This is a genomic window from Streptomyces sp. NPDC040410, assembly GCF_055595715.1.
Genome location: NZ_JBVIVK010000009.1, coordinates 213861 through 225394, shown reverse-complemented (window position 1 = coordinate 225394; position 11534 = coordinate 213861). Strand labels below are relative to the sequence as shown.

The following is an 11534-nucleotide window of genomic DNA, read 5'->3' as shown; positions in this document are numbered from 1 at the left end:
CTGTCACACCCGAAAGGACCTGCCATGGCCTGCCTCAACCCAACCCTCAAGACACGGGGGCTTCTCCTCGCCTACGGCGCCGGCGACACCGGCGTCCGCCCCACGCCGCCCGGCGTGCCGTTCTGGCTCTCCCCCGACGTCCGCCTGGCCACCGCGGCCGACGCGCCGGGGCTGATCGCCGACCCGGCGAGCTGGGAGTCGAGCCCGTGGAACCGGCGGGCGGTCGTGGGCACCGACTACTACTTCCTGGTCAGGGTGCGGAACACCGACCCGGAGCGGGAACGGCACTTCGTCAGGTTCCACGCCTGGGTATGCATGTTCACGATGGGAGGGGTCGGCCCGGGAAGCTCGAAGCTTCCCGGAATCGAGCAAGGGTTCAGCGGAGCCTCGACCGCCCCACTGCCCGCGCACCTCGATCCCACCACCCCACAGCCCATGCAGGTAATCCAGAGCAACGAGCTGTGGACCCCGACCGACCAACAGATGAACATGACCGGAGGTCATCCGTGCCTCGGCGTCAACGTCTGGGCCGACGCCGACTCCGACTCCACTCCCACGACTCCCTCGGACGGCGGCTCCTTCATCGGCAACCCCTTCCTCGACCCGACCTGCGACCGCCGCCACGCCCAGGGCAACATGGCCATCGTGCCCAAGCCGGTCGGCATCCGGGCCGACGTGCCGATCATGCTCATGGTCCCGGTCACCGACCGCTGCCCTCTCCAGGCCCGGGTCACCCTGCGTCCCGTGAAACTGGACGACGGAAGCGGACGGCCCCGGCGCATACCCGAGCTGGAACAGGCCGCAGAGGAGCAAGGGATCGGGTATCTCACCCTGCCCGAGGGCGCGCCCTTCGACCACGTCGGCATCGGGCGCGACACGGAGTCCGCAGGCAGGACGCTGACGGCTCGGCTCCAGCCCGGTGAACGGCTCGACCTGAGGGTCGCCCTCGACCCCTGGCCTCAGGAGAGGCCCGGCGATGTCTACGCTGTCGACGTACTGACCACCGACACAGTCGCGCAGCAGCGTTACGGTGCGGCACGCACCTACGTCCTGGTCACCGACCGCCGGGAATGACGAGGTCGCTCACCGCCGGCTTCGCCCCCAGTGAGGGCGGCGCACCGACCGCCGGATCTTGGTCAGTGCTTACGGCTGCGAGGTCGCCGCGGAGATCCCGCAGGCAGCTCCTGCTCGCCGCCCTGTCCCACAAGAAGTCAGCGCAGGCCCGGCCGCGAGCGCCTCGGACGTGCGGAGAGGAGCCGGGCCGCGTGGGTCAGTCATGCGGCTCCAGCGCCTGACTTCCCCTCTCAGTGATCCGGTAGCGCCTGCTCCGCCCAGATCACCTTGCCCTGGGGCGTGTACCGGGTGCCCCAGCGCTCGGTCAGCTGCGCCACCAGGAACAGGCCCCGGCCACCTTCGTCGGTCGTCGCGGCATACCGCAAGTGGGGCGAGGTGCTGCTGCCGTCGGCCACCTCGCAGATCAGCGTGCGGTCGCAGATCAGCCGCATGCGGATCGGCTCGCAGCCGTAGCGGACGGCGTTGGTGACGAGCTCGCTCAGCACCAGTTCCATGCTGAAGCCGAGTTCGGACAGGCCCCACTCGTCGAGCTTGCCGGTCGCCGCGGCGCGCACCCCGGCGACGGCGGCCGGCTCGGGCGGCACGTCCCACTCAGCGATCCGGTCCGCCGGCAGCGCATGGGTACGGGCGATGAGCAGAGCGACGTCGTCCGTGGGGCGTCCGGGCAGCAGAGATTCCAGCACGGCCTGGCAGCTCTCCTCCGGCGGGCGCTCGGGGTGGCCCTCCAGGGCTTCGCGCAGGAGTTCCATTCCCTCGTCCAGGTCGCGGGTCCGGTCCTCGATGAGGCCGTCGGTGTACAGGACGAGCTGGGAGCCTTCGGCGAGGTCCAGCTCGGCTGTCTGGAAGGGCATGCCGCCGAGGCCCAGTGGCGGTCCGGGCGGCAGGTCGGGAAAGGTGGTGCTGCCGTCCGGAAGGACCAGCGCAGGAGCCAGGTGCCCCGCGCGCGCCATGCTGCAGCGTCTCGTCGCGGGGTCGTAGATCGCGTACAGGCAGGTGGCGCCCACGACTGCGGCGGGGCTGTCCGTGCTCGCCTCGTCCTGGTCGATGCGGCTGACGAGGTCGTCCAGATGGCTCAGCAACTCGTCGGGCGGCAGGTCGAGCGTGGAGAAGTTGTGCACCGCGGTCCGCAGTCGCCCCATGGTGGCCGCGGCGTGCAGGCCGTGGCCGACGACGTCACCGACGACCAGTGCCACACGGCTGCCCGGCAGTGGAATGACGTCGAACCAGTCTCCGCTCACACCCGACTGGGCGGGGATGTAGCGGTAGCCGACATCGAGGGCACTCTGCTCGGGCAGGGCGCGTGGCAGCAGGCTGCGCTGGAGGGTGACCGCCAGGGCGTGCTCGCGCGTGTACCGGCGGGCGTTGTCGATACTGACCGCGGCACGGGCCACCAGTTCCTCAGCCAGCGAGAGCTCCTCCTCGTCGAAGGGGCCGTGCTCCTTGGAGCGCCAGAAGTTGACCATGCCCAGCACGACACCACGGGCCTGGATGGGAGCCGCTATGAGCGAATGGATGCCGTAGTCCACGACCTCCTCGGTGCGCTCCGGGTCCTGCATCTGCCAGCCCGTCGCGGTCGACAGGTCGGCCACCAGTTCGGAGCGGCCGGTGCCGTAGCCGCGCGCCTGGGGCGTGGACGGCAGAAAGTCGATCAGCCGGCCCTTCTCGTAGAGCGGATGGTCGTCCCGAATGCCGCACATGGCAACGCGTCGCATGCCTGTTGCCGTGGTGGCCGGCTCCTCGCCATGCAGTACGGCGTCGGCCAGGTCCACGGTGACGAAGTCGGCGAAGCGAGGGACGGCGATCCGCGCGAGTTCGTCGGCCGTCTGGATCACGTCGAGGGTGGTGCCGATACCCAGTCCGGCGTCGTACAGCAGCTTGAGCTGCTCACCTGCGACCTCGGCCCTGCCGGACACGGCCCGCAGCTCCGTGGTGTCGCGCAACGTCACAACAGTTCCCCTGGGGCCTCCGCCGCGGTCCGTGGGCCTCTGGTTGACAGCCAGAAGGCGCGGCCCTGCCAAGTGCACCTCGTCGGTGGCCTCGCGCCCGGAGCTGAGCAGCGACACCGTTTCCAGTTCCAGGCCCGGCAGCTGGGACACATGCTTCCCCTCTGCGTCCGGGGGCAGCTCCAGGAGTCGCCTGGCCTCGTCGTTCGCCAGCAGCAGTCGCCCGTCCTCGCCGACGATGAGCACCCCTTCGCGTACGGAGTGCAGCACCGCGTCGTGGTGGTCGTACATGCGGGTCATCTCGTTCGGGGCCAGGCTGTGGGTCTGCCGCCGCAGCCGCCTGCCCACCAGCGCCGTGGCGGCGGTGGCCACCCCGAGAGCGCCTGCCCCGGCGGTCAGGATGATCGGTATCTGCCGGTCCACCAGACTGGTCACGTTCTTGACTTTCAGCCCGGCGGAGACGAGGGCCACGACCCGGCCGTCGGTGTTCCGGATGGGAACGGTGGCCTGGACTTCGCGGCCGAGGGGGCCGTTCACGCTCTCGGTGTAGACCTTTCCCGCCAGCGACGGCCCGATCGTGCCTACGAACCGCTTGCCGATCCGGTCCGGCAGGGGATGGGTGTAGCGGATCCCTTTGGTGTCCATGACCACGACGAAGTCGACGCCTGCGGACTTGCGTCCCGCCTCGGTCAGCGGCTGCAGCACTTTCGACGGATCGGGTGCTTGCAGCGCGGACAGGACCCCCGGGGAATGCGCGAAAGTCTGGGCGACGGCTATGGAGCGCCGCTTGGCCTCGGCGTTGGTGTCCCGCTGCGACTGCAGGACAAGGGCGAAGACTGCGAAGGCAACGAGCACCACCACCAGCGCCACCTGCAGGATGAATATCTGCCCCGCGACGCTTCGCAAGTTCCTTCGCACCAGCGACCACAGCGATACACGTCGAAGCCGGGCAAAACGGTGTGCCATCTGGCCTTTCTAGCACTGGTCAGCCCGAGTAGTCACGGTCCCGCACTGGAACCTTCATACCGGCCGACAATCCTTCGCCTCGCTTGTCACATCAGCCACTAAAGTGAGACCCCAACTATACCAACTGCGCCAACAGCACCAAATGCCACAGGTAACGCGCGTCGGGTTAGGTGCGGGAGGAGGCTCGGGGCCTCCGGAGCCTCGCCCCGGAAACGCCGCTGTGAGCTGCGGGGCACCTTGCCGACGCCGCCAACCCGCCCTGACGGATCGTCACTTCGCGCCGTCAGACACATAGTTGGCCCGGTCGGGGACTGACGCGCAATCGGGTCCGACCGGGCGTGACCGGTACGTCCCCGGCGGGGTCAGCACGTCGTACGGGTTCGAGGCCGGCGCCGGCGAGGTGCCCTGTCCACGGCGTCACCGCCTCGCCGCAGCCGGTACGTCGCAACCTCGGATGCTGCCCGTCGAGCCGTCCAGTGCCAGTTGCTGATCTTGACGTCGTGCGGCGCGGGCTGACCCCTGCCGGCTTCGACCAGGTTCTTGAGGCTCAGGAGTCGCCCGGGATGCGCCACCAATGGTTGCTCCGACCTGGGCTCATTCGGCGAGTCTGCGGCAGCAGGCAGCCGGGGCGCGTCCTTCAGCGCCGGGTGAGGGTGGACGGCGCCCCGGCGGACTGGGCACCTTCGTCGCCCAGGCCCAGGGTGTCGCGGCCGGTCATCGTGACGACGTAGATATTGCCCTTGGGGCAGGAGAGGGCGGCCGACCGGTCGGTGGGGTGGCTGGTGACCGCCTCGAAGACCATCGAGTCCCCGCGTACCTCCCGCAGTTGCAGGGCCTCGGTGCATCCCAGCTCACGGCCGGTGTCCATTTCGGTCACCTTGCTGACTTGCTTGCCCGCCAACTCACCCCGCAGAGCCGGGTGGAGGGTGAGAGTGACGGTGAACCGGTCGGTCCGGGCCTGGGAGACGCCGTCGGCGGTGGGAGTGCCCGGGCCTGAACCGACCCATGTACCGGCCCAGGACGCGGGAAGCGACGCGGCCGTGGGCGACGGCGACGGCGAAGACGTCACGTCGGATGCGTCATCGCCGGAAAGATGCTGCACGACGAGCGTGCCCGCCGCGACGATCAGAGCCGCGGTGACGGTCGCGGCGACCGCCCGGACGGCACGGCCGGGCAGCCACCGCCGGAGGAAACCGGTAGCCGGCGGGGCAGCCGTCCATGTTCCGCCGGAAGCCGGACCGTATTCGGGATGAGGTGACACAGCGGCCGCGGACGGCGGTCCTACTGCTGCGGAGACCAACGCGTGCGCCTCCTGCTCCCGCACGGCGAGATCCCTTTCCAGCGCCTCGGGCAGCAACTGCGGCCAGATACCGGGCCGGCCGCCCAGGCGTTCCAGCAGCGCGCCGACGGCGCCGGCCGTGGGCCGCTGCTCGGGGTTCTTGGCCAGGCAGGACCGCAGCAGCGAGACCAGGGCGGCCGGAACGCCGTCGAGGTTCGGCTCCTGGTGCACGATGCGGTAGAGCAGCGCCGCGGCCGAGGCCTCCTCGTCCGCGTGGGAGAAGGGGCCCACTCCCGTCGCCGCGTACACCACTACCGCAGCCAGCGAGAAGACATCACCCGGCGCACCTGAACCCCCGGCACTCGCCTGCTCCGGCGCCAGATAACCGGGAGAGCCGATCACACCGCCGGTGCTCGTGTGACGTGAGTCCTCCACGGTGCGCGCGATCCCGAAGTCGATGAGCAAAGGACGATGGCGGCCCAACAGCACATTGGACGGCTTGACATCACGGTGCGCCAGCCCCGCCCCGTGCACCGCCCCCAGCGCCCCGAACAGCTCGGCCGCCAGAGCCAGTACGGAGCGCTCCGGCAGCCTGCCGTACCGCTGCACCCACTCCGCGAGGGACGGCGCGGCCACGTACTCCGTGGCGAGCCACTGCGGGCGCTCCCCCACCGGGCTGTAGTCCACCACCGCAGTCGTCCAAGGGGATCGCACCCGGTCGCTGTTACGTATTTCCCGCGCGAACCGCTCCTCGAACCCCGGCTCCCGCCCGAACTCGGCACGCACCGTCTTCAACGCCAGCGGACGCCCCGACACCGTCCGGGACAAATACACCCGCCCCATGCCACCCTCACCGAGCCGCGCCAGCAGTGGATAACCACCGACAGCCCCCGGATCCGACCCGTCCAGCAACTCCACGCCCCCGCCGTCCCCTCACATCAGCACACTGTCAACCAGGTTCAACCCGGACCAGCCCAACCAAGCGCCGCATCCGTAACATCCGCACCAAGCATCGCCTCCCACACCCACAACAGGCCAGCTGACCCCAAATCCCAAGCTCGGGTGGTGATGCTGGTTGCCGTCCACTGGCACGCCGTTGGACGGGCATCCGAACGGCGGCGGAGGGCTCAGGCGGCTGCCGCGAGAGTAACCGAAGCCGAACCTGCACGGCTCTGCGCCTGCGGAGCCGCACAGGAGCGCGGCGCCTCCGCCCGGCGCGTCTCGCTACGGAGGCACGGGTGCACGGGTCGCCTTCGGGAGGGCGTGGGCCCGGGTTCATTGCCCGCCTAGTTGCCAGAACAGGCGGTTCTCCAGGCATTTCGTCAGGTACGGCACGCCATCGGTGTAACCGGACCCGTGCGCATCGCCGAGCATGCGCACGGCGAGGCTGCGATGGGTGGATTTCCAGCGCTGGTGCCTGCTTTCCAGCCTGCTGAGTGCCGCGTCGAGAGGACGCCACTCCGCCTGGCTGAATCCACCCGCGCCGCGGAGGTCGAGATATGCCTGAACGATGGTGTCATGCGCGGAGTGTTCCGCCTCGGCTCGCACGACGGGAACGCTCGTGAAGGCAGCCGACCGCAAGCGCGGGGCAGTCGGAACGCCGCAGAGAATCTCGAACCTCTTGTACTGTTCGGACTGAATGGCACTGGCACCTTGGGTGAACTGCCGAAATGCCATGAACTGCCCGGCTCGCATCGTGGCGACTATCCGGAACAGCGCTGCGGCGCGCTCGAACATTGCAGCCGCATGATCTACTCGCTCCACACCCGCTTCCAGCCGACCGTCACGCAGCGCTCCGATCGCTGCTTGTATGTCCGTCGCGATCGCGGTGAAGAGCATTTCGTGGGTCTGGAGGACGCGGATGAAGAAGTATTCGTCGTGGAGCACGTATACGGGCTGGACGGTCACGTAGAACCACCGACCGGCATCCGTGGCCGGCGGACCGGGCAAACGGTCGACGAGACCCTCCAAGCGGGGCTGGGGCATGTGAGCCACCTGGGTCGGCAGGTCATGGGCATCCGGTCCCCCGAGGTCATCAACCACGAACCGCAGGGCCTGGCGCAGCCTCTTGCGGAGTGTCGCCGGATCCGGCCGGCCCCGGCCCGGCGACTGCGCCCCGGCCGCCGTCTCGATCTCGAAACGTATGACGTCGGAGACAAGCAGGGTGGACAACCGGTCAGGACTCAGCGCGGAATTCCGGCCGTCCAAGAGGAGCTCCAGGAGCGGCAACGCAAGGTAGCTCCGGTTCCAATAACGTCCCTCATGCTTGTCCAGCATGCAGTCGAGAAACGCTTCGAGGAACGGGCGGCGCGTGGCATGCCGGCATCGAATGTCGCTCAACTCGACCAGCATTCGCTCCGACAGAAAATGCTTACCCGTCCGCCCCGCCTCCTCTGTGACCGAGCGGGCCAATGAGATTCCGTCGAATTCGTTCGGGATATTCCGTGCGGCCGCCCAGCGGTCCACCTCACGGGACACCGACGTGTGTGAACCGCATCTCTTGCGGGTCGGCAGGCCGGATCCCCTTCCCAAACGGAATCCGAGGAAGCCACCTCTGGCCGGTTTCCGAATACCTCGACCTGCACGGTGCGCAGAAGCCATCGTCGCTCATCTCTTCCGTTTCGTCGTGACACAACTCGCCGTGAGACGTCGTCCGTACCACGGCCGCCCCTCACGCTGTCCGAGTGAGGCTTTGGCATTCACTAGGCACGATCGAAACGCCGCACGTCATGTCTCGAATATTCGTGTCTTGACAAGAGCGGGTGCGCCGCAGCACGCACGGACGGTGTTCACGGTGGTGGCTCTCTGCGCCGGCCCGCGCGTGGTGGCTCGACCTTACGATCTTGAGATGAGTGACCGGAGCCCAGCAGCCGAGGAGCTGCAGACAGCACGGCTGTCCCTGCGGCGCCCGACCGAAGCCGACATCGACGCGGTCTTCGCCATCCACAGCGATCCTGAGACTTGCTCGCACAACCCCTCTGATGCGCTGGCCCAGTTCGAGGAGGCCCGAGCGCTCTACCGGCGCTGGAACGAACAGTGGCAGCAGTACGGATACGGGTACTGGGTTGTGCGGCGCCATGACTCCGCTCGGCAGCTCGGATTCTGCGGAATCAAGCCCATGGAACTCCACGGGACGAAGGTCCTGAACCTCTTCTACCGGTTCGCCACCTCTGCCTGGGGCCACGGCTTCGCTGGTGAAGCCGCCGCCGCAGTCACTGCCTGGGCATCCCGTCACGTGCCCGGCCTCCCGCTGATCGCCCGCGTCCGGCCGGCGAACGTAGCGTCCCAGCGCGTGGCGCTACGCGCCGGACTCAGCCGAGCACAGCATCTCGACACAGACGGATACGACGGCTTCGACTGGATCTACGTCGCCCGGCCGGCGCGCTGATCAGAGTCCCCGGAGGCGGCCCTGGGCGAAGCTGCCTCCAGGACCGCCCGAGGCTCCAACAACGATGTGGGTCCGGCCGGTGGCCGTACCACCGGCCGGACCCACAGGTCCGACGCCCGTGCCGGTCGCGGGAATGCTCCGTGAGGATCAGCCGATGTGGTAGCTGTCGCCGTAGACCTTCCAGTCCAGCGGGGGGTTCAGGTCGAGGTTGCCCCGGCGCAGGAAGACACGCTGGGCGGTGTCGACCCGGCTGGTGTCGCTGTGTGCCTCCTCCTGCTTCATCGCCCACACGCGCGCGTCGAGGAAGGCGTTGAGGTAGGCCGTCTCGTCGCCGCCCTGCGCCGGAGGCTTCGCCCTTCGCAGGGCACGCTTGCGGATGTTGCCGAAGCTGGTCGAGTCGCCCCCGTCGCCGTGCATGACGATGGCGTCGTAGTAGGCGAACTGACCGAGTGCACGCAGGCCGTCCGCCTTGCCCTGTTTGACGGCGGGGTTGAAGTAGACACGGTCGCGTTCGTCGTTCTGCGCCTGCTGGAACGCCGTTTCCTGAGCAGCCTTGCGCCAGTCCCTGGTGAAGTTCGGGTCGAGACCGTCGTGCGAGTCCGTGCCGTTGACCTGGCGCAGTGCGGGCAGGTATCCGGCGAGAACGTTGCCGGGCCTGCGGTCGGTGTACAGCTCCACGAGGTCGAGCATGTCGCCGGTACCGGAGCAGAAGCCGATGATGCCGGCGGTGTAGCCGCGACCGTCACCGATGTCCTCGACGTATTGGTACTGGGCCTTCCAGTCGAGCGAGGAGTTCTCCGCGCTCGACACGAGCTTCATGGCTATCTCCTTCTTCGCCGGGTCGTCCAGTCCCGGTGCGGCCGTCGGCGCTCCCACAGCATGCGGGACGCCGAGCAAGGGGACGGAGGTCAGTGCGCCGATCATGACTAGGACGGTGCGGCGGGAGGTGCGGGCCGGTGCTGCCGTCTCGGGTTCCACAGAGACTCCAAGTGAACGTGGGGGGTGGAGAGTTGAACTCGTGGATCGTTAGGAAAGTTTCCTACCAGGCTCTCACGAGAGGCGGTAACCCGCCCGGCGGGAAGTTTGTAGGATCAAATGAAAGCAGCTCGCGATGCCAGAGGCTCGACGGGGCGAAGCCCAGACGCACGTACGTTCGACGCCACCGCGGCGGCAACCGCGGACGGCTGCACCGTTCACGATCCGGCCGGGAGCGCAGACGGGCTGTTCGTGGTGGGGAGTCCGGCACGCGCCGCAATCATCCGGAATCAACGGATCAGGTGCCCGTCACCTGGGTGATCACTGAACTCATCGTGGGGATCGGTCCGTTGCGGCATGAACCGCACCGGGTGACCTGTTGGCGGGAGATGTGCGGGAGGCAGCGCACGACGCAATCCTCGCGCCGCATCCGGCGGGTCTCCGCGGCATGCTGGGGAACGCGGCACTCCGGTCGGGACCCTGGTCGGTGCGTCGAGTCGGAGCCCAGCGGGTTTCCCCAAGGTCGCAAGTACCCATTCTGACTTGCGAGTTCGAACCTTCCTCCAAGAAGAGACCGCCAGCGGCGCATTTCCCTGCGGGGCCTTTACCCGGTGTCGTGGAATCCGTCAAGTCCCGAGCCCTCGGAACATGACCCGCCGGGACCGGGCGGGCCTACTTGAAGTGCGGGCCTCACCAGAACACCGGAACCCCAACGAGGCCCCGGACACAGATACCCACCCTTTTCCTTCAGGAGGAATCGTGAACCGCATCATCCGCAAGCAGGACGACACCACCCGCCCCAAGCGCCGGCTGGGCATCGCCACCGCGGTGGCGTCGGCCGTGGTCGTCGGCGGAGGCGTCATCCTGCCGGCCACCGCCGCCACGGCGGCCCCCATGCCCGAGGCATCACCCTCGACCATGGCTCCCGCCCACCACGGCAAGCACAAGAACTACTGCTGGAGCAAGCACCACAACAAGCATAAGAAGCACAACAAGCACAAGAAGTACTACTGCTGGGGCAAGCACTACAAGTACTACTGGGACGACCACTACGACTGCTACTACATCGTCAAGCACCACCACAAGTGGTACTTCTGGGACACCTACAACGACTACCACTACTGGGAGAAGAACAAGCACCACGAGGACCACTGGGACAAGCACAAGGACCACTGGAAGGACGAGCACGAGGCCGAGAAGACCCACGAAAAGACGGAGGACAAGAAGACGGAGGACAAGAAGCCCGACGAGAAGAAGCCGGACGACAAGAAGCCCGACGAGAAGAAGCCGGACGAGAAGAAGCCGGACGACAAGAAGCCGGACGACAAGAAGCCCGACCCGGCCAAGCCCGACCCCGCGAAGCCCGACCCGGCGAAGCCCGACCCCGCGAAGCCCGACCCGGCTGCCCCGGCGCCCCCGGCCCCGGCCGAACCGGCGCCCGCTGAGCCGGCACCCGCTGAGCCCGCCCCGGCGGAGCCTGCCCCGGCCCCGGCCGAGCCCGCCCCGGCGGAGCCCGCCCCGGCCCCGGCTGCCCCGGCGCCCGCTGAGCCGGCCCCGGCCGAGCCTGCCCCGGCGGTATAGGACACGGACGGGCGGTGAGGACGCTGCCAGTGGGAACGCCACTGTGACGTGCCCTCGCCAACGGACCGGACGGGAACGTGACGCCCGGACCACCACACCCAACGCGACGGGGTGAAGGCCCACCACAGCCTTCACCCCGTCGCCTTCTCCACCCACGCCCTGTCCCCGAAAGGACACAGCTCACATGTCCACCAGGCCCTGCCAGCGGCTCATCGTCTCGACCACCAACCCAGCGGCGAATGCGAATGCCACCAGCACCGCACCCGCACCCACGCCACCAGGCGCAGAGCCCGGCACCGGCCGCTCCCCGCACCGCCCCGGCCCTCGC

At 68.4% G+C, this 11534-nt stretch carries 7 protein-coding genes; 3 read left to right on the top strand and 4 right to left on the bottom strand.

The window, feature by feature from the left end:
* Positions 1-24: 24 nt before the first annotated feature.
* Positions 25-1074: a hypothetical protein gene (locus tag ACZ562_RS20250; RefSeq protein WP_471180769.1), complete on the top strand. Its 1050-nt coding sequence runs from the start codon at positions 25-27 to the stop codon at positions 1072-1074.
* A 230-nt stretch (positions 1075-1304) separates the two neighbouring features.
* On the opposite strand, the gene ACZ562_RS20245 is transcribed toward ACZ562_RS20250, so the two are convergent.
* The 3 genes from ACZ562_RS20245 to ACZ562_RS20235 all read right to left on the bottom strand — a co-directional run bounded on the left by ACZ562_RS20245 (position 1305) and on the right by ACZ562_RS20235 (position 7740).
* A complete protein-coding gene (locus ACZ562_RS20245; protein WP_471180766.1) occupies positions 1305-3983 on the bottom strand; it encodes a SpoIIE family protein phosphatase in 2679 nt (892 codons plus the stop codon).
* A gap of 637 nt (positions 3984-4620) precedes the next feature.
* Positions 4621-6180, bottom strand: a complete 1560-nt coding sequence (locus ACZ562_RS20240; protein ID WP_471180763.1) for a serine/threonine-protein kinase — start codon at positions 6178-6180, stop codon at positions 4621-4623.
* Between the two features lie 357 nt (positions 6181-6537).
* Positions 6538-7740: a tryptophan 2,3-dioxygenase family protein gene (locus tag ACZ562_RS20235; RefSeq protein ID WP_471180760.1), complete on the bottom strand. Its 1203-nt coding sequence runs from the start codon at positions 7738-7740 to the stop codon at positions 6538-6540.
* Between the two features lie 370 nt (positions 7741-8110).
* On the opposite strand from ACZ562_RS20235, the gene ACZ562_RS20230 reads away from it, so the two are divergent.
* Positions 8111-8650 (top strand): GNAT family N-acetyltransferase, encoded by a 540-nt coding sequence (locus ACZ562_RS20230; protein ID WP_471180757.1) that lies wholly within the window; start codon positions 8111-8113, stop codon positions 8648-8650.
* 147 nt (positions 8651-8797) lie between these two features.
* Here ACZ562_RS20230 and ACZ562_RS20225 read toward each other — a convergent pair whose 3' ends face one another.
* Positions 8798-9574, bottom strand: a complete 777-nt coding sequence (locus ACZ562_RS20225; RefSeq protein WP_471180755.1) for a chitosanase — start codon at positions 9572-9574, stop codon at positions 8798-8800.
* An 810-nt stretch (positions 9575-10384) separates the two neighbouring features.
* Between ACZ562_RS20225 and ACZ562_RS20220 the strand changes: the two genes are divergently transcribed.
* Positions 10385-11206 (top strand): hypothetical protein, encoded by an 822-nt coding sequence (locus ACZ562_RS20220; protein WP_471180752.1) that lies wholly within the window; start codon positions 10385-10387, stop codon positions 11204-11206.
* The last annotated feature ends 328 nt before the right edge of the window (positions 11207-11534 follow it).